This window comes from Catellatospora aurea (assembly GCF_042663325.1).
Classification (GTDB): Bacteria; Actinomycetota; Actinomycetes; order Mycobacteriales; family Micromonosporaceae; genus Catellatospora; species Catellatospora aurea.
The window spans coordinates 80067-100723 of record NZ_JBHTAC010000018.1; the positions used below are offsets into that span (position 1 = coordinate 80067).

The following is a 20657-nucleotide window of genomic DNA, read 5'->3' on the forward strand; positions in this document are numbered from 1 at the left end:
TAGAAGGTGCCCTTCCCATCGCTCTGCCGGCGTTTTGCCGGGTCAGGCCAGCAGGTGGACGGCTGCCGGGACGGCCGTGACGGTGACGGGCAGCGGGCCGATGCGCTCGCCGTCGGCGTAGCAGACGATGCCCTCGGCGGCGAGGGTGATCTCGCGGGCGCGCAGCGAGCGCACCTTCGGGTGGGTGATGTGGGTGCCCTGGTAGACGCGGGGTTTGATGCGGACCAGGGTGGCCCGGGAGACCGGCTCGGCCCAGACCATGTCGAGCAGGCCGTCGGTGGCGTCGGCGTCGGGGCAGATGCGCATGCCGCCGCCGTACGCCGCGGTGTTGCCGACGGCCAGCAGCACCGCGTCCAGCACGCTGGTCTGCCCGTCGACGGTGACGGTGTAGCGGCGGGGGCGCAGCCGGACCAGTTCCAGGAACACGGCGAGGTCGTAGCGCAGCGGGCCGCGGGGCCAGCGCATCCGGTTGCCGCGCTCGTTGACGATGGCGTCGAAGCCGGCCGCGAGCACCGCGCCGTACCAGCGCACGGAGCCGTCGAGGCAGGTGATGCGGGCCAGGTCCAGCGCCCGGGTGCGGCCCTCGCGCAGCGCGGCGGCGATGGCGTCGGCGGCCGCGTACAGGTCGGCGGGCAGCCCGGCGCTGGTGGCGAAGTCGTTGCCGGTGCCGGCGGGGATCACGCCCAGCGGCACGGCGGTCCCGGCGACGGCCTGCTGGGCCACGTGCACGGTGCCGTCGCCGCCCATCGCGACCAGCGCGGCCGCGCCCGCGGCGACGGCGTCGCGGCAGGCCTGCTCCGCCTCGGCGGCCGACGCCGCGTCCAGCACGCGCACCGGTCGCCCGGCCGCGCCGAGGCGTTCCAGCACACCAGGCAAGGAACCCCGGTGCCGGCCTCTGCCGGCGCCGGGGTTCCGCAGCACCACGATCTCGTTCATGCCGCTCGGCTCGCCCATGCCGCTACTCCTAGCCGCGGGACGAGCCGCCGCGATCAGGTCATGTCGTCGTAGCGTCGCTCGATCGGCTCCGCGGAGGCGACCGGCGCGACCGCTTCGATGCGCTCGCCGGGCGTGATGCTATCGGTGTCGTAGTCGTCGAGTGAAGACGTCTCGTCGTCGCTCAGGTTCGCGTACTGCGACTTGCCGCGGTTGCGCCGTTTGTCGTTGAGCATGGCCACGCCGACGACGATGAAGTACAGCACGGCCATGGCCAGCGCGAGCGCGCTCATGCCGAACGGGTCCGGCGTCGGCGTCACGATGGCGGCGAACAGGAACATCAGGAAGATGGCCACCCGCCACCAGCCCAGCATCCGTCTGCCGGTCACCAGACCGGCGACGTTGAGCATGAGCAGCACCAGCGGGAACTCGAACCCGAACCCGAACAGCAGCATCACACCGGTGACGAAGTCGAAGTACCCCGTCAGGTCGATGTTGATCTCGTAGTTGTCGGACAGCCCGATGAAGAAGACCAGGCTCTTGGTCACCACGAAGAAGGCGAGGAAGGCGCCCGCCGCGAACAGCGGCACCGCGATCGCGGTGAACAGGTAGCTGTAGCGCTTCTCGTGCTTGTGCAGACCCGGCGCGATGAACGCCCACAGCTGGTACAGCCAGATCGGCGAAGAGACGATCAGACCGGCGTACAGGCCGATCTTGAGCTGCAGCAGGAACGGGTCGACCGGCGACACCGAGTTGAACGAGCACTTCGCCGAGCCGATCGCCGTGCCCTTGAAGTTGCAGTAGGGCGCGTTGATGAAGTTCTGGATCTGCTCGGCGAAGTAGATGCCGACCGCCATGCCCAAGACGATGCCCAGGCAGGCCTTGAACAGCCGGCTGCGCAGCTCCCGGATGTGCTCGATGAGAGTCATCGAGCCGTCCGCAGCACGTTCCTGCTGGGACGGCCCGCGACGTGCCAGGGGGTTCTTCACGTCTTCAGCCCGGGGGGAGGGTTCAGGACTGCTGGCGCTGGACCGGGTCCACGACCGGCTTGGCGGAGGCCTGGCCGTCGAGCGGCTGCTGCGCGGTCACCTGAGCGTCGGCCTTCTCGGCGGTCGCGTCCTTGCCGTCCTTGCCGTCCTCGGACAGCGCCTTGGTCTCGGCCTTGAAGATGCGCATCGAGCGGCCGAGCGAACGGGCCGCGTCCGGCAGCTTCTTCGAGCCGAAGAGGATCACCAGCACCGCGACCACGAGGATGAGGTGCCATGGCTTAAGGGCGCCCATGATTGCTCCAGTCAGAGATGAGGGGGTTGAACCAACGTGTTCCGGACTAATGGTACGCGGCCCGGCGGGGTGCGCCCGCAGGTGAAGTGTCGACCATCACCGGAAGCAGCGTCAACGCGATGCGGGAGGTGCTGCAGATTTCTGCAGCAACCGGTGTGACCAGCAATCGACCGGCCGGTGAACGGCGGTCAGGCCTTCTTGATCTTCAGGGAGTCCTTGCTCGCCTTGATCAGCTCGATCCGCTCCTGGGCCAGCTCAGCCCGGACCTTCAACGAGTCGCCGTGGGCCTGCAGCCCTTCGGCGAGCTTCGCCAGCTCCTGCGCCCGCGCCGCCACCAGCTGCAGCTCCGCCGCAGCCTCCTTGAGCCCCGCCAGGCGCCACAGCACCACGCGCAGCACGAGCCCCAGGAACACCAGGCTCAGCAACACCACCGCGAGCACGATCCACGCCACCACGCCAGCAGCCTAACCCCTGCCCCACCCGCCGCGCCCCGCCGTGCCGCCCCCACCCCTGCCGCAACTCTTAAAAAGTCGCGGCCTCGACGGACGCCGGTAGCCGCGACTCTTTAAGAGTTGCGCAGGTGGGGTGGGGCTAGGCGTACGCCGCGAGGGCCTGGAGGGCGCTGTCGCGGATCGAGTCGGCCAGTTCGGCGGGGGCGACCACGACGACCTGCGGGCCGAGGCCGAGCACCAGGCGGCGGGCCCAGTCCATGTCGTTGACGCGCAGCGAGACCAGCCACTCCTCCGGCGTCACCTCGACCACCGACTCGCACGGGTAGTACTCGGTGATCCAGCGCCCGCCCCGGCCGACCCGCAGCGTCACCGTCGGCGCGTCCGGGTCGGGCTGGAACACGCCCTCGGCGACGTCGCCGGACTGCGCCTCGGCCGGCGGCGCGGCCGGGGAGTCCAGCTCGGTCAGCGCGTCGATGCGGTCCACCCGGAACATGCGCACCGCGCCCGCCGAGCGGCACCAGGCTTCCAGGTAAGAGCGCCCGGACACCGACAGCAGCCGCATCGGGTCCACGACGCGCTCGCTGGACACGTCCCGCGCCGCCGAGTAGTAGCTCAGCCGCAGCGCGTTGCCGCGCTCCAGGGCCGCGCGCAGGTCGGCCAGGCGGTCGTCGTTGCCGGGCAGGCGTACCGCCACCGGCGCGTCGATCTCGCCCGCGGCCTGCTCGATCTTCGTCAGGGCGCGGTGGATCGCGTCCCGGTCGGCCACGCCCGGCGTCTCGGCCAGCATGCGCAGCGCCACCACGAGTGCGGTGGCCTCGTCGGGGGTCAGCCGCAGCGGCCGGTCGATGCCCGCGTCATAGGTGATGGTGACCCGGTCGCCGTCGAACGACATGTCGATCAGGTCGCCGGGACCGTAGCCCGGCAGGCCGCACACCCACAGCAGTTCCAGGTCCTCGCGGAGCTGCCGCTCGGACACGCCCAGGTCGGCGGCGGCCTCGACCAGCTCGATACCCGGCCGCGCCAGCAGGTACGGCACCAGGTTCAGCAGCCGGGCGAGCCGGTCCGCGGACGTCTTAGCGCTGCTCATGCCTTCTCCTCCGCCGGCCGCTCACCCGCGAACGGGGCGATCCGCTCGCTCCTGCCGTCACCCGCCGACGGACCGACGCCGTGCCCGCGCATCAGGCCACCTCCGCCAGCTCGGCGGAAGCGGTCACGCCCGCGATCTCGCGCAGCCGGGCGATGGTCGCGTCGCGGACCTCGGCCGGTTCCAGCACCGTCACATCCGCGCCGTAGCCGACGAGCCAGGCGGCGAAGGCGTCCGCGTCGGCGTAGCGCAGCTCCAGCACGTCGCCCTCGGGCGTGGACGTGCAACCAGCCGCCCAGCGGCGGACGCCCGCGGCCCGGCCCGGACGCACCAGCACCCGGGTGGTGCGGTTGCGCTCCACCGGCCCGGACCAGCGGGCCACGTAGCTGATGAGGTCGAGGTCGGCCGGCGGCTCGAACGCGCGGTCCTCGCCGACCTGGCGCACCGGGCCGACGATGCGCGACAGCCGGAAGCAGCGCGGCGCGTCGCGGACCGTGTCGTGGCCGACGACATACCAGCGGCCACGCCAGCACACGACGCCCCACGGCTGCAGGTGCCGGGTGGTGGGCGCGTCGTCCTCGGGCACCCGGTACGGGAAGGTCACCTCGCGGCGGGCCCGCGCCGCGCCGGTGAGCGGCTCGAACGCGGCGTCCACGGCGACGACGGGCTCGACGCCCAGGGTCGCGTGCGGGTCCACGTCGACGCCGCCCGCGCGCAGCTTGGCCAGGCCCGAGGTGGCGGCAGCGGCCAGGCCGGCGTGACGCCACAGCCCGGCGGCCACGCCGACCGCGGCGGCCTCGTCGGGCGCGAGCGGGATCGCCGGCAGCGCGTAGTCACGCCGGGCGATGCGGTAACCGGGCTCGGTGTCGAAGACACTCGCGGTGCCGGTCTCCAGCGGCACGCCGAGCGCGCGCAGCTCGGCCTTGTCCCGCTCGAACTTGCGCTGGAACGCCTCGTGTTCACGGGCGTCATCGGCGTTGTGCTCGTATCCGGGCACGGTGGCGGCGATCTGCGCGGCGGTCAGGAAGCGCCGCGTGGACAGCAGACAGATCACAAGGTTGACCAGGCGTTCGGTTCGACTGCGCGACACGACCGCCACGCTAGCAGCGCGAGCGCCCGGAACGGTAACCGGTAAGCGCTGGTTCCCCCACTCGCGCACCCGCAGTCCGACACCTGCTCACGCCCTGTCCCCCAGCCCACCACACCCGGTCACGGGGACGGTGCTGGGGCGTCGTGGGCGGGGACCGGCAGGCGGGCCGATAGGGTCGGGGCGTGATTCGGTGGCGTACAGGCACGGTGGAGCGGCTCGGCCGCAGTTGGCACGGCGCGCAGGAACTCACCGTCGCCCTCGTCGCCCGCACCCCCGACGACCCCGCGACGGTACGCGCCCTCGCCTACCCCGACCTGGTCGGGCAGCCCGAGATCGGCGACGAGGTGCTGCTGAACACCAACGCCCTCGCCCTCGGCCTGGGCACCGGCGGCTACGCCATGGTCGTCGCGCTACCGGGACGGCTGCCCGAGGACACCCCCGTGCCCGGCCACATCGTCAAAGCCCGCTACAGCCCCCTGCAGACCATCCGCGTGGCCGCCGACGAGGAGGCCTCCCCGCACCGCGCGGCGCTGGCCGCCGCACAGGACCTCGGCGGCATGCCCGTCGTCGTGGCCGACCTGCACTCGGCGCTGCCCGCGATCCTGGCCGGCATCCACGCCGACGCTCCGGCAGCCCGGGTGGCATACCTGCTCACCGACGGCGGCGCGCTCGCCGCCGGGTTCTCCCGCACCCTCGACGCGCTGCGCGACCGCCTCGCGGGCACCGTGTCCACCGGCCAGGCCTGGGGCGGCGACCTCGAATCGGTCAACGTCCACACCGGGCTGCTCGCCGCCCGGCACGTGCTGCGGGCCGACATCACCATCCTCAGCCAGGGCCCCGGCAACCTCGGCACCGGCACGACCTGGGGCTTCTCCGGCGTCGCCGCCGGGGAGGCGGTCAACGCCGCAGCCGTGCTCGGCGGCCGCCCCGTCGGCGCGCTGCGCATCTCCGACGCCGACCCCCGCGCTCGCCACCGCGGGGTGTCCCACCACAGCCTGACCTCGTTCGGCCGCGTCGCGCTCGCCCCCGCCGACCTCGTCGTCCCCGCCGACCTGCCCGAACCCCTCGCCACCGACGTGGCCCGAGCCCTGGCGCCGCTGGCCGCCCGCCACCGGATCGTGACCGTCCCCACCACCGGCCTCGACGAGGCACTGCGCGCGTCCCCGGTCAAACTCTCGACCATGGGCCGCGACCTCGACGGCGACCACGCCTACTTCCTGGCCTGCGCCGCCGCCGGCCGCCACGCCACCACCCTCTGAGACGAAGGAAGGGCACCTTCTTATCGCTTCGCGATGTAGAAGGCGCCCTTCCCAACGGTTCGAGGCAGCTGGGCTGCACGTTCGGCGAAGCAGGCGATGCGGCGGGGAGCCGCCCGGGCCGAGCGCGTGGCCAGCGCGGCGAGCGTCACGAGCGCCGCGACCTGGAAGCCGCAGGGCCACGGCAGCCGGACCCAGTGGCGGCAGCCGAACTCACTTGAAGACGATCAGCGCGATCCAGCCGGCGACGAACATGCCGAGCAGCGCAGCCAGGACCCAGGTCGGCACGGTGTACTCGCCGCGCCGGTTGGCCGAGATCTCGTTGTAGATCTTGTCCCGGCGGCGCTGGACCCAGTTGCTCCGTACCTCATCGCCGGTGCGCTCGACCGGTTCGGCCTGCCGCTCATGGTGCTCGCTCATAGTGCAGCGAGCTTAGCCAGCCCGACCCCGCCCCGACCACCGCCCGCCGTCGCACCACCGCACCACCCGGGACCCGCGAACTGCGGGCCCGGGAGAACCGAGCCGCGAGCCCCGACGCATGATCGTTCGACTTGCCGGGCACCTGTGCGTATCTTGACCGCCCATTGGCCCACTTGCCCGGCAAGTCGAACGATCATGGTGTGCCGGCCGCCCGGGTCGGGCCGGGCCCGGCCCACGCGAGGCGCAGAAGGGGCGCTTTGCCATCGCGGAACGGTGGCAAAGCGCCCCTTCTGTCACTCACATGCTGGCGATGAGACGTTCCACGCGCTCGTCGTGCGCCCGGAACGGGTCCTTGCACAGGACCGTGCGCTGGGCCTGGTCGTTCAGCTTCAGGTGCACCCAGTCGACCGTGAAGTCGCGGCGCTTCTCCTGGGCGTGCCGGATGAACTCGCCCCGCAGCCGCGCCCTGGTCGTCTGCGGCGGTGTCTCCTTCGCCTCGAACGTACGCAGGTCGGTCACCACCCGGTCGACCTTGCCGCGCTTCTCCAGCAGCGGATACAGCCCCCGGCCACGGCGCAGGTCGTGGTACGCCAGGTCCATCTGCGCCACCCGCGGGCTCGACAGCGGCAGATCATGCTTGCGCTGGTACGCCTCGATCACCCGCAGCTTGGTCACCCAGTCGATCTCCCGGCCCACGTCGCCGAGGTTGCCCGACTCCACCGCGTCGAGCACCCGGCCCCACAGCTCGATCACCCGCTGCGCAGACGGGTCACCCGAGCGGCGCGCCACGAACTCCGTCGCCTTCTCGTGGTAGATCCGCTGGATCTCCAGCGCGCTGGCCTCCTTGCCGCTGGCCAGCCGCACCTTGCGCCGCCCGGTGATGTCGTGCGACACCTCCCGGATCGCCCGGATCGGGTTCTCCAGCGCCAGGTCCGGCATCGCCACGCCCGTCTCGATCATCCGGAGGACCAGATCCGCGCTGCCCACCTTCAGCAGCGTGGTGACCTCGTTCATGTTCGAGTCGCCGACGATCACGTGCAGCCGCCGGTAGCGTTCGGCGTCGGCGTGCGGCTCGTCGCGGGTGTTGATGATCGGCCGGGACCGGGTCGTCGCCGAGGAGACGCCCTCCCAGATGTGCTCGGCCCGCTGCGACAGGCAGTAGACCGCGCCCCGCGGCGTCTGCAGCACCTTGCCCGCGCCGCAGATCAGCTGCCGCGTCACCAGGAACGGGATCAGCACGTCCGCCAGCCGGCCGAACTCCCCGTGCCGCGACACCAGGTAGTTCTCGTGGCAGCCGTACGAGTTGCCCGCCGAGTCGGTGTTGTTCTTGAAGAGGTAGATCTCCCCCGCGATACCCTCGTCGTGCAGCCGCTTCTCGGCGTCGACGAGCAGACCCTCCAGGATCCGCTCGCCCGCCCGGTCGTGCGCCACCAGATCGACCACCGAATCACACTCGGGGGTCGCGTACTCGGGGTGGGAACCGACGTCGAGATAGAGGCGTGCGCCGTTGCGCAGGAAGACATTGCTGGACCGTCCCCATGAGACGACCCGGCGGAAGAGGTAGCGCGCCACCTCGTCGGGAGACAGCCGCCGCTGGCCCCGATAGGTGCAGGTGACGCCGTACTCGGTCTCCAGTCCGAAGATTCGTCGGTCCATACACAGACACTAGCCGCCCAAACGCCCAAGGTCACTCTCGTACGACCTGACGCCGCCGGTGTAATCGCGACGGATCCCCGACCGCCCCCGCAACCGCAGGTCGCGCACGGCGCGCCACGGAACGTGACTTAAACTTCCGTTGTCATGAAACTTCTGGTCACCGGCGGCGCGGGCTTCATCGGCTCCCACTACGTGCGCACGCGGCTCGCCGCACCGGGCAGGCCCGCCGACCGGATCACCGTGCTCGACCGGCTCACCTACGCCGGCAACCGCGACAACCTCGCCCCCGTCGCCGCCGACCCCCGGCTGACCTTCGTCGAAGGCGACATCTGCGACCCGCACCTGGTCGACGGCCTCGTCGCCGGACACGACGCGGTGGTCCACTTCGCCGCCGAATCACACGTCGACCGTTCCATCGCCGCCGCAGCCGAGTTCGTGCGCACCAACATGCTCGGCACCCAGATCCTGCTCGACGCCGCCGTACGCCACCGCACCGGCCGCTTCGTGCACGTCTCCACCGACGAGGTCTACGGCTCCACCGACACCGGCAGCTGGACCGAAGACCAGCCGCTCGCCCCGCGCTCGCCCTACGCCGCGTCGAAGGCAGGCTCCGACCTGCTCGCGCTCGCCGCGTTCGCCACCCACGGCCTCGACGTCGTGGTCACCCGTTCGAGCAACACCTACGGGCCCTACCAGTACCCCGAAAAGATCATCCCGCTGTTCACCACGAACCTGCTCGACGGGCTGCCCGTGCCGCTGTACGGCGACGGCTCGCACCGCCGCGAATGGCTGCACGTCGACGACCACTGCGCGGGCGTCGACCTGGCCCTGCGCCACGGCCGCTCCGGCGAGGTCTACCACCTCGGCGGGCGCGACGAGCTCGCCAACAGCGACCTCACCGCCCTGCTGCTGAAGCTGACCAGCCGCAGCCCGGACCTGGTCCACCACGTCGCCGACCGCCCCGGCCACGACCACCGCTACGCCCTGGACAGCACGAAGAGCGCCCAGGAACTGGGCTACCGGCCGTCGGTCCCGCTCACCGAGGGGCTGGCCGCCACCGTCGACTGGTACCGCGCCAACCGCGCATGGTGGGAACCCCTGACCACCCGCCACCACTGACCCGTCCGCGCCGCACCACCAGCCGGACGCCCGACCCCCGCGCCACGCGCTTCATGAACGTTGGCCTATCTCATCGAATCCGAGCCGCGGATCTTCGACGAGATAGGCCAACGTCTATTAAAAACGGGGCGGAGCGGACTACTCCGCTGCGGGCGTGTCGGTTTCGGGGGCCGGCTTCGGGGCGTCGGCCTTGGGCGTCGCGGCCTTGGCCGGCTCCGCCTTCGCAGGGTTCACCAGTGCGGCCAGCGCGGCGCCGATCACGCGCCGGAACTTGCGGCCCGGCCGGGCCCGCTCCAGCACGGCGACCTCCAGCTGCTCCGGGGCCAGCGTACGCGCCGCGCCGCCCTCGCCCCCGACGCTGCTCAGCGCCTTGACCGCCAGCTTCAGCGCCTCGCCCAGCGTGTGCGACTCGCTGTGCTCGGCACGCAGGATGTTGCCGATCGCCTCGGCCTGCCCGCCCATCGCCATGAAGCCCGGCTCGTCCTGCACCGAACCGTCATAGGTCAGCCGGTACAGCTCGTCGTGCTCCGGCGCGGACCCCACCTCGGCGACGCAGATCTCCACCTCGTACGGCTTGCCCTGCTCGCTGAAGATCGAACCCAGGGTCTGCGCGTACGCGCTGGCCAGCGCCCGCCCGGTGACGTCGCGGCGGTCATAGGAGTAGCCCCGCAGGTCGGCCATGCGCACACCGGCGTTGCGGAGGTTCTCGAACTCGTTGTAGCGGCCCACGGCCGCGAACCCGATCTTGTCGTAGATCTCGCTCACCTTGTGCAGCGTGGTGGAGAGGTTCTCCGCCACGAACAGCACACCACCGGCGTACGTCAGCACGACCACGCTGCGACCGCGGGCGATGCCCTTGCGGGCGTACTCCGAGCGGTCCCGCATGATCTGCTCGGGCGAGGCGTAGAACTGCATGGCCACGGCGTGTCTTCTCCTTATGGCGTTTCGGGAGAGCGGATGGGATCAGGCGCCCGGCTGCTGCGCCCGGGCCGCGATGACGAGCTCGGCCAGGGCCGCGGTCTCCTCGTCGGTCAGGCGCTGCGTGCCCTCGGCGGTCGCGGTCATCACCACAGGGAAGATCTTGCGGATGACATCCGGGCCACCGGTGGCGGTGTCGTCGTCGGCCGCGTCGTAGAGGGCCTCCACGGCCAGCTGCGCCGCCTCGGCGATGCTGAGGCCGCGCTTGTAGCGCTTCTTCAGCGACGACTTCGCGAACAGCGAACCCGAGCCGATCGCGTCGTAGCCGCCGTGCTCCTCGTACAGACCGCCCGCGATGTCGAAGCTGAAGATGCGCCCCACCTTGCCGGGCGTCTTCGCGTCGAGGTCGAACCCTGCGAACAGCGGGATCACGGCCAGGCCCTGCATGGCCGCGCCGAGGTTCTGCCGGATCATCGTGGCCAGGCGGTTGGCCTTGCCGTCGAGCGAGAGCATCGCGCCCTCGATCTTCTCGTAGTGCTGCAGCTCCACCTGGAACAGCCGCATCAGCTCGATGCCGACGCCGGCCGTGCCCGCGATGCCGATGAGCGAATACGGGTCGGCGGGGTGCACCTTCTCGATGTCGCGGCTCGCGATGAGGTTGCCCATGGTCGCGCGGCGGTCACCGGCCATCACCACACCCTCGTCGGTGCTGATCGCGACGATGGTGGTGGCGTGCGGGGCCAGGTCGGCGTTCATGCCGGCGGGCAGGGGGCGGCGGCCGGGCAGCAGCTCCGGCGCGACCTGCGTCAGGAAGTCCGTGAAAGACGACGTTCCCGGCGTGGTGAAACTAGCTGGTAGACGCCCGGGTGAACCAAGACCCGCTGACACGCTGTCTCCTTCAGATACTCGATCGCCCTGGCAAGTGACTGCTCGTTGTCTTTGAACTGTCCAAGACCGCCGTTGCAGTTGAAACACAGGATGCCACGTACGTTACCGAATTCATGGTCATGGTCAACGTGCTCGGGGTCCGGTGCGCCGCAGATGGCGCACCCGCCGCCCTGCCACGCGAGCAGCGCCTCGAAGTCCTCCTGCGTCATCCCGTAACGACGCCGCAGGTGGTACTCACGGTTTCCGCCGTAGAGCCTTTGCTTCGCCTCGGCGCTGCGCTTGTTGTGGCATGGCAAGCAGTAGGCATGAAGGCCACTCGCTTTGGCTTTGGCGCGGGCGAAGTCATCTTTGGGCTTGACTTCGTCGCATTGGGGGCACCATTTCATGCCGTCAGGGATGGCCACGGCAGCCCTCTTAGCCGGTGCCACCCCTCGCTTGCGACGGTCTGCCTCAAGCCGACTCCGCGTGCACGAACGACAGTAGAAACTGCGCCCGTCCTTGCGGCTCTTGTTGTTGTAGAAGTCAGTTAAGGGCAAGCGCCGATCGCACTGGGGGCAGCTCTTCCAGTTGTCCGGGGAAAAATCGGACATACCGGGATCACTCCCCCCCTTTCTGTACGTAACCCCTAATGAATTCCTCGGCGTTCTCCTCGAGGACGGCGTCGATCTCGTCGAGGATGTCGTCGACGTCCTCGCCGATCTGCTCGACGCGCTCGGCAACCTCGGGGTTCACCTCGGGCGCTACCGACTCGGCTTCCTGCTCGTTCCGAGAGCGGCCCGACTGTGACTGTCCACCGTCCTGCGTGGCCATCTGCGCCTCCCTGACGTCGCCTGTGGGCCTTAAACGTAGCGCGCGGGGGCGACGAAAGCGATCACCCCGCGGTGATCACTTCCAGAAGATCCTTTGCGCTGGGGCAACGGTCGAACAGCGCGCCGACGTGTTTCTTCGTGCCGCGCTCGGGCTCCATCATCGGCACCCTGACCAGGGCCTCGCGGCCCACGTCGAAGATGACCGAGTCCCAGCTCGCGGCGACCACTTCGGACGCGTACTTGCCCAGGCACCGGCCGCGGAAGTACGCCCGCGTGTCGTCCGGCGGATCGGTCATCGCGGCGCGGGTCGACTCCGGGTCGAGCAGCGTCTTCATCGCGCCGCGGGCGACCAGGCGGTGGTAGAGGCCCTTCTCCGGGCGCACGTCGCTGTACTGCAGGTCGACCAGCTGGAGCTTGGACGACGCCCAGCCCAGGTTCTCCCGCTCGCGGTAGCCCTCCAGCAGGCGCAGCTTGGCCACCCAGTCCAGCTCGTCGGCGAGCTGCATCGGGTCGTCGCCGAGCCGGGTCAGCACGCTCTCCCAGCGGTCGAGCACGTCGCGGGTCTGGGAGTCGGTGTCGGCGCCGGTGCGCGACTCGACGAAGGCGTGGGCCCGCTCGTAGAACGCCCACTGCAGGTCGAGGGCGGTAAGCCGGCGGCCGTCGCGCAGCCGCATGGTGTGCTTGAGGGTCGGGTCGTGGCTGACCGCGCGCAGCTCGGCGACGGGGTCGGCGATGCCGAGGTCGGCGGTGAGCGCCTTCTCCTCGATCATGGTGAGGATCAGCGCGGTGGTGCCGACCTTGAGGTAGGTCGAGATCTCGGACAGGTTCGCGTCACCGATGATCACGTGCAGGCGGCGGTACTTGTCCGCGTCGGCGTGCGGCTCGTCGCGGGTGTTGATGATGGGCCGCTTGAGCGTGGTCTCCAGGCCGACCTCGACCTCGAAGAAGTCGGCGCGCTGGGTGATCTGGAAGCCGGCCTGGCTGCCGTCCTGGCCGATGCCGACCCGTCCGGCGCCGCAGAAGATCTGCCGCGTCACGAAGAACGGGGTGAGGTACGTGACGATGTCCGCGAACGGGGTCTGCCGGCGCATGAGGTAGTTCTCGTGCGCGCCGTACGAGGCGCCCTTGTTGTCGGTGTTGTTCTTGTAGAGGTGGATCGGGTGGCTGCCCGGGATGGTCGCGGCGCGCCGCGCGCCCTCGGCCATGACCTGCTCGCCGGCCTTGTCCCAGCGCACCACGTCCAGCGGGTTGGTCACCTCGGGGGTGGAGTACTCCGGGTGGGCGTGGTCGACGTAGAGCCGGGCCCCGTTGGTCAGGATGACGTTGGCCAGGCCGAGGTCCTCGTCGGCGAGCGCCTCCGCCGGGTCGTACGCCGCGCCGGTGTAGCTGAAGCCCCGCGCGTCGCGCAGCGGTGACTCCTCCTCGTAGTCCCAGCGGGCACGTCCGCCGCGGGCCAGCTCCGGGCGGGCCCCGTAGGCGTTCACGACCTGGGAGGAGGTCACCATCGGGTTGGCCCCGGGCTGTCCCGGCACGGAGATCCCGTACTCGACCTCGGTACCCATGATCCGCCGCACGCTCATGGAATGAAGCCTCTCACACCGTCACCGGTGAGACGAGGAGAGCATCCGTGTTCGGGCCAGCCTGGGAGGTTCAGTGCCTTTCGTACGCCCGTCCGCCGGTGCCGTCCGGGCGCGGATCGGCGGACGGGGATACCATCCCCGTTCTGGACCTGGCACTGCTCGATGAAGGATCCCGCGAGATGACCACGCCCGCACTGTCCGTCGTGATCCCCATGTACAACGAGCAGGAGGTGCTGCCCCTGCTCATCGGGCGGCTGCGCCCGCTGCTGGACGGCGCGGGGCTCGACTACGAGGTGGTGGCGGTCGACGACGGCAGCGCGGACGCGACCGCGCCGATGCTGCTGCTGGCCTGCCGGGAGTGGGCGCAGCTGCGGGTGGTCCGGCTGCGGCGCAACAGCGGCCACCAGGCGGCGCTGACGGCCGGCCTGCACCGGGCCCGGGGTGAGTACGTGGCGAGCATCGACGCGGACCTGCAGGACCCGCCGGAGAAGATCCTGGAGATGCTGGCGCTGGCCCGGGCCGAGTCGCTGGACATCGTGTACGGCGTGCGCGACGACCGGACCACGGACACGGCTTTCAAGCGGCACACGGCGCAGGTCTACTACCGGCTGATGCGCCGGCTGGTCGGCAAGAAGGTGCCGCACAACGCGGGGGACTTCCGGCTGCTGAGCCGGGCCGCGGTGGAGGCGCTGCGGGCGATGCCGGAGCGCCAGCCGGTGTACCGGCTGCTGGTGCCGTGGCTGGGTTTCCCGAGCGGTGAGGTGGCCTACCGCCGGGAGGCCCGGGCGGCGGGCAGGACGAAGTATCCGCTGAGCAAGATGGTCCGGCTGGCGGTCGACAGCGTCACGGACTTCTCGGCCGCGCCGCTGCGCCTGGCGACGTGGTCGGGGCTGGCGAGTTTCCTGCTGTGTTTCGTGCTCGGCTGCTACAGCCTGGCGCGGTTCGTGGTCGGCGCGACCGTCAGCGGCTGGACGTCGCTGTTCACGGCGATCCTGTTCCTGGGCGGGGTGCAGCTGCTGTGCCTGGGCCTGCTGGGCGAGTACCTGGGCCGGGTGTTCGTGGAGGTCAAGGGCCGCCCGACGTACATCGTGGGTTACGACTCGGCGGAGACGGCCGAGCAGGCCGCCGTCGGCGTCCGCTGAAAGAAGGTGCCCGCCCCCTGACGGGGACGGGCACCTTCTTCGTAATTGCCGGCTACAGGTACTGGCCGGTGTTGCTGGCGGTCTCGATGGACCGGCCCGACTCGGTGCCCTTGCCTCCGGAGACCAGGGTGCGGATGTACACGATCCGCTCGCCCTTCTTGCCGGAGATCCGTGCCCAGTCGTCGGGGTTGGTGGTGTTCGGCAGGTCCTCGTTCTCGCGGAACTCGTCCAGGCAGGCGTCCAGCAGGTGCTGCAGGCGCAGGCCCTTCTTGCCGGAGGACAGGAACTCCTTGATCGCCATCTTCTTGCCGCGGTCCACGATGTTCTGGATCATGGCGCCGGAGTTGAAGTCCTTGAAGTACAGGACCTCCTTGTCACCGTTGGCGTAGGTGACCTCCAGGAAGCGGTTCTCCTCGGTCTCCGAGTACATCCGCAGCACCACCGAATTGATCATCGCGTGCACGCACGCGTCGGCGTTGCCACCGTGCTCGGCCAGGTCGTCCGGGGACAACGGCAGGCCGGTCAGGATGTACTTGCTGAAGATGTCCTTGGCCGCTTCGGCGTCCGGACGCTCGATCTTGATTTTGACGTCGAGCCGGCCCGGGCGCAGGATCGCCGGGTCGATCATGTCCTCGCGGTTCGAGGCGCCGATGATGATGACGTTCTCCAGGCCCTCGACACCGTCGATCTCGCTGAGCAGCTGGGGAACGATGGTGTTCTCCACGTCGGAGGAGACACCGGAGCCGCGGGTACGGAAGATCGAGTCCATCTCGTCGAAGAACACGATCACCGGGGTGCCTTCCGAGGCCTTCTCCCGGGCCCGCTGGAAGATCAGCCGGATGTGCCGCTCGGTCTCGCCGACGTACTTGTTGAGCAGCTCCGGACCCTTGATGTTGAGGAAGTAGCTGGTCTTCTTCTCCTCGCCGCGCCGCTCGGCGATCTTCTTGGCCAGCGAGTTCGCGACCGCCTTGGCGATCAGCGTCTTGCCGCAGCCGGGAGGACCGTAGAGCAGCACGCCCTTCGGCGGGCGCAGCTGGTGCTCGCGGAACAGGTCCGCGTGCAGGAACGGCAGCTCCACCGCGTCGCGGATCTGCTCGATCTGGGACACCAGGCCGCCGATGTCGTGGTAGTCGACGTCGGGCACCTCCTCCAGGACGAGGTCCTCGACCTCGCTCTTGGGGATGCGCTCGTAGGCGTACGCGGACCGGGGCTCGATCATGAGGGAGTCGCCGGACCGGAGCAGTCCGCCGATCAGCCCCTCCGCGAGGAACACGATCCGCTCCTCGTCGGCGTGCGAGACCACCAGTGCGCGGTCGCCGCCGTCGAGGATCTCCTTGAGGGTGACCACCTCGCCGGCCCGCTCGAAACCGAGCGCGTCGACGATGTTGAGGGCGTCGTTGAGCAGCACCTCCTGCCCCCGCTGCAGCGCGTCGACGTCAAGCGACGGCGACACTGCCACCCTCAGCTTGCGCCCGCCCGTGAAGACGTCCACCGTGCCGTCCTCGTGCCGCGCGAGGAAGACGCCGTACCCGCTGGGCGGTTGCGCCAGCCGGTCGATCTCCTCCTTGAGCGTCACGATCTGGGCGCGCGCCTCCTTGAGCGTGGCCACCAACCGCTCGTTGTTCTCCGTGAGCCGCGACAGCTGCGCCTGGGTAGCGGCGAGCCGCTCCTCCAGCTGCCTCACGTGCCGCGGGCTCTCGCTCAACTTGCGCCGCAACAGGGCGAGCTCCTCTTGCAGGAACGCGACCTGAGTGGAGAGATCGTTGGCTTCCTTCTCCCACCGCGCGGCGCGCGCATCCGCGTCGTCGCTCTTTGCCACGTCCCACCTCCCCGGGGGTGTCCTCCCGTCGGTCCTACCTCGTCCGGCCGACGTTTAGGGTGCTCCTAACACTAGCGGCTGATCGCCTCAGTTGAACCCTCCCGACACCCCCGTACCCGGAACTGGATCGAGATTCTGCCCTGTCGGCCGACCTCCCCCGGCTCCGTGTGGAGCGGGGCGCTAGGGTCGGACACGTGAGTGAGCTGAGGGTGCGAGTGGATCAGGACCTCTGCACGGGCGACGGCCTGTGCGTGCAGTACGCCCCCGAGGTGTTCGAGTTCGACGTCGACGGCCTCGCGTACGTCAAGGGCGACGACGGGGAACTGCTGATGACCCCGGGTGCGACCGTCGAGATCCCGGCCCATCTGCGCCTGGAGGTCATCGATGCCGCCCAGGAGTGCCCCGGTGAGTGCATCCACATCCAGCGCACCCATGACGGGGAACCCCTGTCCGAGGAAGAACGCGCCGCGCTGCGCTGAGCTTCCCGCTCTCCCAGCATTCGGACACCGGGTGCCCCGCCGTCAGAGCATGGGGCGCCCGGCAAGCGACGCGACGAGCTGAGCGAACTCCTCCAGCCGGGCTATCTGTCCGGATCCGCCGTCTTCGAGCGTTTTGCCGAAGCGGAGCGCGTCCTGGCGCACCACGTGCTGCGGGTCGTCGAGCGGGTGGCCGTTGCTGGACTCGTCCAGCGAGCTGAGCAGCAGGTAGACGTCGACGCTGTCGACGCGCAGGTGGTTGCCGGCGGTGCGGCTCAACCGGCGGCGGCAGCCCACCTCGGTGATCACCGACAGCGGCACCACCCGCAGCGACGAGACCATCGAACCCGCCGGGCCGTCCCCGGGGGCGGTGTCCTCGCCGTGCCACAGCAGCAGGCGGGAGCCGTCGCAGACGACGACCTCCTGCCACACGCCGTTGAACTCGTTGACGAAACGCTCCAGCGTGAACCCGAGCACCTGGGTGCCGCGCAGGACGCCCTCCAGGGCGTCCAGCGCGACCTCCGGATCACGCAGGTAGGCCCGGGCGGCGCTGTCCAGGTCCGGGTACGGCGACCAGTCGGGGAACACGGCCGGGGGCACGTTCACGGGTGTCTCTCCTACTCCCAGACCTCGTCGGCGACGGCTCCGGCGTCGGGTGTCTCGGCCGGCGCGGCGGCCTTCTTGCGTGCGTCGTACGCCTCGCGGCCCTTGCTCGGCTTGCGGCGGCGCGGCGGCGCGGTGACGCCCGGGGCCAGCTTGCGGGCGCGCACCAGGAACGCGGTGTGCGCGATCATGCGGTGGTCCGGGCGCACGGCCAGGCCGTCGGCGTGCCAGTCGCGCACCAGCGACTCCCAGGCCAGCGGCTCGGTGAAGCCGCGCTCGCGCAGCGCCTCCACCAGCTCGGACAGCTGCGGCGTGGTGGCCACGTAGCCGATGAACACGCCGCCGGGCAGCAGGGCGCGCTCGACCATGTCGAGGGCCTCCCACGGGGTCAGCATGTCCAGGATGATCCGGTCGAACCCGGTCTCGGTGTTGTCGGCGACGTCGCCGACGTGCAGGTGCCAGGACGGCTGCGACGGGTCGGCGGGCTTGCCGTCGGCGGCCCAGGTGCAGCCGAACCAGTTCTGCACGTTCTTGCGGGCCACCGCGGCGAAGTCGTCGCGCAGCTCGTACGACCACAGCTGCCCCTCGGGCCCCACGGCCCGCAGCAGTGAGCAGCTCAGCGCGCCCGAGCCGACGCCGGCTTCCAGCACCTTCGCCCCGGGGAAGATGTCGCCCATGGCCACGATCTGCGCCGCGTCCTTGGGGTAGATCACCTGCGCGCCGCGCGGCATGGACAGCACGTAGTCGGCCAGCAGCGGGCGCAGCGCGAGGTAGGCGGTGTTGCCCGAGGAGTGCACCACGCTGCCGTCGGGCAGGCCGATCAGGTCGTCGTGGGCGAGGATGCCGCGGTGGGTGTGGAACGCCTTGCCGGGCTCCAGCACGATGGTGTGCATCCGGTTCTTCGGGTCGGTGAGCTGCACCCGGTCGCCGGCGACGAAGTTGCCGCGCGGCGCACGTGGCGTCGGTTGGGTCATGATCGGTCAGGTTCCTGTCTCAGTCAGCTTGCGGCCTTGAGCGCCGCGGGGTCGAGCACCTGCACCACGTCCATGACGGTGAGCACGCCCACTACATTCTCCCCGTCCACCACGAGGTAAGGAGTGGCCGGGTCCCCCCGGAGGAGCTTGATCACGTCAGCGCCGCGGGCGGCCGACGGGATGGTCGCGACCGCGTCGATGCCGCGCGCCAGCGTCTCCACGGTCACCCAGGGCCGGCGCTGCTCCGGCACGGCCGCCGCCGCCTCGGGCACCACCAGGGCGATGAGCCGCCCGTCCGGATCGGCCACGCCCAGCACCGAGGCCGTCTGCCCGGCCTCGGCCGCGCGCCGGGTCGCCTCCGCCAGCGAGGTGCCGGTCGGCACCGTGAACAGCGGCCGGGCCAGGCGCACCGGGTCGACCAGCGGGTAGCGCGAGCGCACCCGCGCGGTCATCACCGCGCCGGCCGCGCCCTGCCAGATGCTGAACGCGACGAACAGCCCGAACACCACCCCGACGAGCTGGTACCAGCCGGTGTAGTACAGCCACAGCGAGATCAGCGCGGTGGCGACCGCGACGACCCGGCCCGACCAGCCCGCGAACAGCAGGCCCGCGTCCTTGTCGCCCTTGATGCCCCAGACGACGGCGCGCAGGGCCCGGCCGCCGTCCAGCGGCCAGCCGGGCAGCGCGTTGTAGATCGCCACGATGATGTTGCACAGGGCGAGCTGGAAGGCGATCTGGTCGACGATGGTGCCGTTGGGCAGCAGCACCGTGGCGATCACCGAGCCGATGCCGAGCAGCGCGGACACGCCGGGCCCGGCCAGCGCGGTGGCCAGTTCGACGCCGGGGCGCGGCGAGTCGTGGTCGAACTCGGTGTAGCCGCCGAGCAGGTCCAGGGTGATGCCCTTCACGCCGATGCCGTAGCGGCGGGCGGTGAGCGCGTGGCCGAGTTCGTGTAACAACACCGACAGCAGCAGGCACGCGACGAAGCCGAGCCCGGCCAGGTAGCGCGCGGCGCCGTCGAGGTGGAGGGTGTCGCCGAGGCGATCGCCGTACCACCAGGTGATCAGCAGCGACATGACCACCCACGAGGCGCTCAGACGCAGCGGAAACCCGAGGATGCGGCCGACCTGGAAGCCGGATTTCCGCTCGCCCTGCGAAGCGGACTTTGGTGTCGAATCGCTCACGACGTCGTCTCCATCGTGACCATGCTATGTCGTGGCGGCGTGCGGGGCCCCGTCGTACCGCTCGCCTAACCTGTGGGTCATGACCGAGCAGGCAAGTGTCCCCCTCCCCTCGCTGTCGCCGTCGCGGGCGGCCGACTTCAAGACCTGTCCCCTGCTCTACCGTTTCCGCAGCATCGACCGCATCCCCGAGCAGCCGACCCCGGAGCAGGTGCGCGGCACGCTGGTGCACGCGGTGCTGGAGAAGCTGTTCGACTCCCCCGCCGCGCAGCGCACCCGCGCGGTGGCCGACGAGATGGTCACGCCCCAGTGGGAGCGGCTGGTCGCCGAGCAGCCCGAGCTGGCCACGCTGTTCGACGCCGAGCAGGCGATGAGCCGCGAGGAGTTCCTGTCCTCGGCCACCGACCTGCTCGGCGGCTACTTCGCCGTGGAGGACCCGCGGCGGCTGGAGCCGGCCGAGCGCGAGCAGCTGATCGAGGCGGTGCTGGGCGCGCAGGGTGAGCAGCAGCTGCTGATCCGCGGCTACATCGACCGGCTCGACGTGTCGCCCGACGGCGCGATCCGGGTGGTGGACTACAAGACCGGCGGCGCGCCGCGGGAGGCGTTCGAGGCGCGGGCGCTGTTCCAGCTGAAGTTCTACGCGCTGGTGCTGTGGCGCACCCGGGGCGTGGTGCCGCGGGTGCTGCGGCTGCTCTACCTCAAGGACGCCGAGGTGTGCGACTACACCCCGGACGCCGAGGAGCTGACCCGGTTCGAGAAGACGCTGTTCGCGCTGTGGAAGGCGATCGAGACCGCGACGGCCGCGCAGGACTTCCGGCCCAAGCCGAGCAAGCTGTGCGCGTGGTGCAGCCACCAGCAGCGCTGCCCGGAGTTCGGGGGCACCATGCCGCCGTTCCCGCAGCAGGTGACGGTGCAGACGGTGGACAGCAGGCAGGCCCGGCTGGCCGCGGCCCAGCCCGAGGGGTGAGCCGACCGG

Annotated in this window: 22 protein-coding genes; 5 read left to right on the plus strand and 17 right to left on the minus strand. The window is 70.5% G+C overall.

The features are described 5' to 3' along the window. Positions 1 to 42: 42 nt before the first annotated feature. The 6 genes from ACFQO7_RS19340 to ACFQO7_RS19365 all read right to left on the minus strand — a co-directional run bounded on the left by ACFQO7_RS19340 (position 43) and on the right by ACFQO7_RS19365 (position 4840). Positions 43 to 954: a YegS/Rv2252/BmrU family lipid kinase gene (locus ACFQO7_RS19340; RefSeq protein ID WP_376807657.1), complete on the minus strand. Its 912-nt coding sequence runs from the start codon at positions 952 to 954 to the stop codon at positions 43 to 45. A gap of 35 nt (positions 955 to 989) precedes the next feature. Further along, positions 990 to 1862, minus strand: a complete 873-nt coding sequence (tatC, locus tag ACFQO7_RS19345; RefSeq protein ID WP_376807658.1) for a twin-arginine translocase subunit TatC — start codon at positions 1860 to 1862, stop codon at positions 990 to 992. An 82-nt stretch (positions 1863 to 1944) separates the two neighbouring features. Then, a complete protein-coding gene (tatA, locus tag ACFQO7_RS19350; RefSeq protein WP_203697203.1) occupies positions 1945 to 2214 on the minus strand; it encodes a Sec-independent protein translocase subunit TatA in 270 nt (89 codons plus the stop codon). Between the two features lie 188 nt (positions 2215 to 2402). After that, positions 2403 to 2669 (minus strand): hypothetical protein, encoded by a 267-nt coding sequence (locus ACFQO7_RS19355; RefSeq protein WP_360536712.1) that lies wholly within the window; start codon positions 2667 to 2669, stop codon positions 2403 to 2405. Between the two features lie 136 nt (positions 2670 to 2805). After that, positions 2806 to 3753, minus strand: coding sequence for a helix-turn-helix transcriptional regulator (locus ACFQO7_RS19360; RefSeq protein ID WP_360536710.1), 948 nt, complete (start codon positions 3751 to 3753; stop codon positions 2806 to 2808). Between the two features lie 91 nt (positions 3754 to 3844). Continuing rightward, entirely contained in the window at positions 3845 to 4840 is a 996-nt protein-coding gene (locus ACFQO7_RS19365) for a helix-turn-helix transcriptional regulator (RefSeq protein ID WP_376807659.1), read from the minus strand. A gap of 182 nt (positions 4841 to 5022) precedes the next feature. Here ACFQO7_RS19365 and ACFQO7_RS19370 point away from each other — a divergent pair, with 182 nt between their 5' ends. After that, positions 5023 to 6099, plus strand: a complete 1077-nt coding sequence (locus ACFQO7_RS19370) for a DUF3866 family protein (RefSeq protein WP_376807660.1) — start codon at positions 5023 to 5025, stop codon at positions 6097 to 6099. A 210-nt stretch (positions 6100 to 6309) separates the two neighbouring features. Here ACFQO7_RS19370 and ACFQO7_RS19375 read toward each other — a convergent pair whose 3' ends face one another. Together ACFQO7_RS19375 and pafA are read right to left on the minus strand one after the other, a co-directional pair. Beyond that, positions 6310 to 6516, minus strand: coding sequence for a hypothetical protein (locus tag ACFQO7_RS19375; protein WP_376807661.1), 207 nt, complete (start codon positions 6514 to 6516; stop codon positions 6310 to 6312). 297 nt (positions 6517 to 6813) lie between these two features. Beyond that, positions 6814 to 8172, minus strand: coding sequence for a Pup--protein ligase (gene pafA, locus ACFQO7_RS19380; protein ID WP_360540880.1), 1359 nt, complete (start codon positions 8170 to 8172; stop codon positions 6814 to 6816). Between the two features lie 144 nt (positions 8173 to 8316). Here pafA and rfbB point away from each other — a divergent pair, with 144 nt between their 5' ends. Then, entirely contained in the window at positions 8317 to 9291 is a 975-nt protein-coding gene (rfbB, locus tag ACFQO7_RS19385) for a dTDP-glucose 4,6-dehydratase (RefSeq protein WP_376807662.1), read from the plus strand. 138 nt (positions 9292 to 9429) lie between these two features. Here rfbB and prcA read toward each other — a convergent pair whose 3' ends face one another. The 5 genes from prcA to dop all read right to left on the minus strand — a co-directional run bounded on the left by prcA (position 9430) and on the right by dop (position 13486). Next, positions 9430 to 10212, minus strand: coding sequence for a proteasome subunit alpha (prcA, locus tag ACFQO7_RS19390; protein WP_360540884.1), 783 nt, complete (start codon positions 10210 to 10212; stop codon positions 9430 to 9432). A gap of 42 nt (positions 10213 to 10254) precedes the next feature. Next, positions 10255 to 11097, minus strand: a complete 843-nt coding sequence (gene prcB, locus ACFQO7_RS19395; RefSeq protein ID WP_360540886.1) for a proteasome subunit beta — start codon at positions 11095 to 11097, stop codon at positions 10255 to 10257. Next, on the minus strand, positions 11016 to 11501 hold the full coding sequence (locus tag ACFQO7_RS19400; RefSeq protein WP_376807663.1) for an endonuclease VII domain-containing protein: 486 nt from the start codon (positions 11499 to 11501) through the stop codon (positions 11016 to 11018). Before ACFQO7_RS19400 ends, prcB begins: the two co-directional genes overlap by 82 nt. A gap of 193 nt (positions 11502 to 11694) precedes the next feature. Continuing rightward, positions 11695 to 11907, minus strand: coding sequence for a ubiquitin-like protein Pup (locus ACFQO7_RS19405; RefSeq protein WP_144127478.1), 213 nt, complete (start codon positions 11905 to 11907; stop codon positions 11695 to 11697). Positions 11908 to 11968: 61 nt separating this feature from the next. Beyond that, on the minus strand, positions 11969 to 13486 hold the full coding sequence (gene dop / locus ACFQO7_RS19410) for a depupylase/deamidase Dop (RefSeq protein ID WP_376807664.1): 1518 nt from the start codon (positions 13484 to 13486) through the stop codon (positions 11969 to 11971). A gap of 179 nt (positions 13487 to 13665) precedes the next feature. Here dop and ACFQO7_RS19415 point away from each other — a divergent pair, with 179 nt between their 5' ends. Next, the gene (locus tag ACFQO7_RS19415) at positions 13666 to 14628 is read left to right on the plus strand and encodes a glycosyltransferase family 2 protein (RefSeq protein WP_376807665.1); all 963 of its coding nucleotides are present in this window, start codon (positions 13666 to 13668) and stop codon (positions 14626 to 14628) included. Between the two features lie 52 nt (positions 14629 to 14680). Here the strand turns inward: ACFQO7_RS19415 and arc are convergent, their stop codons facing one another. Next, positions 14681 to 16447 carry a proteasome ATPase gene (gene arc, locus ACFQO7_RS19420; RefSeq protein ID WP_360540894.1) on the minus strand — a complete coding sequence of 589 codons (1767 nt, stop codon included), beginning with the start codon at positions 16445 to 16447 and terminating at the stop codon, positions 14681 to 14683. A 194-nt stretch (positions 16448 to 16641) separates the two neighbouring features. On the opposite strand from arc, the gene ACFQO7_RS19425 reads away from it, so the two are divergent. Further along, positions 16642 to 16926, plus strand: coding sequence for a ferredoxin (locus ACFQO7_RS19425; protein ID WP_376807666.1), 285 nt, complete (start codon positions 16642 to 16644; stop codon positions 16924 to 16926). A gap of 42 nt (positions 16927 to 16968) precedes the next feature. Here ACFQO7_RS19425 and ACFQO7_RS19430 read toward each other — a convergent pair whose 3' ends face one another. The 3 genes from ACFQO7_RS19430 to ACFQO7_RS19440 are packed head-to-tail and all read right to left on the minus strand — an operon-like array spanning position 16969 to position 19684. Beyond that, on the minus strand, positions 16969 to 17523 hold the full coding sequence (locus ACFQO7_RS19430) for a hypothetical protein (protein ID WP_360540938.1): 555 nt from the start codon (positions 17521 to 17523) through the stop codon (positions 16969 to 16971). 17 nt (positions 17524 to 17540) lie between these two features. Next, a complete protein-coding gene (locus ACFQO7_RS19435) occupies positions 17541 to 18500 on the minus strand; it encodes a tRNA (adenine-N1)-methyltransferase (protein WP_376807667.1) in 960 nt (319 codons plus the stop codon). 23 nt (positions 18501 to 18523) lie between these two features. Further along, complete coding sequence (locus tag ACFQO7_RS19440) at positions 18524 to 19684, minus strand: M50 family metallopeptidase (RefSeq protein WP_376807668.1); 1161 nt, start codon at positions 19682 to 19684, stop codon at positions 18524 to 18526. Positions 19685 to 19763: 79 nt separating this feature from the next. Here ACFQO7_RS19440 and ACFQO7_RS19445 point away from each other — a divergent pair, with 79 nt between their 5' ends. Continuing rightward, positions 19764 to 20648: a RecB family exonuclease gene (locus ACFQO7_RS19445; RefSeq protein ID WP_376807669.1), complete on the plus strand. Its 885-nt coding sequence runs from the start codon at positions 19764 to 19766 to the stop codon at positions 20646 to 20648. Positions 20649 to 20657 lie beyond the last annotated feature (9 nt).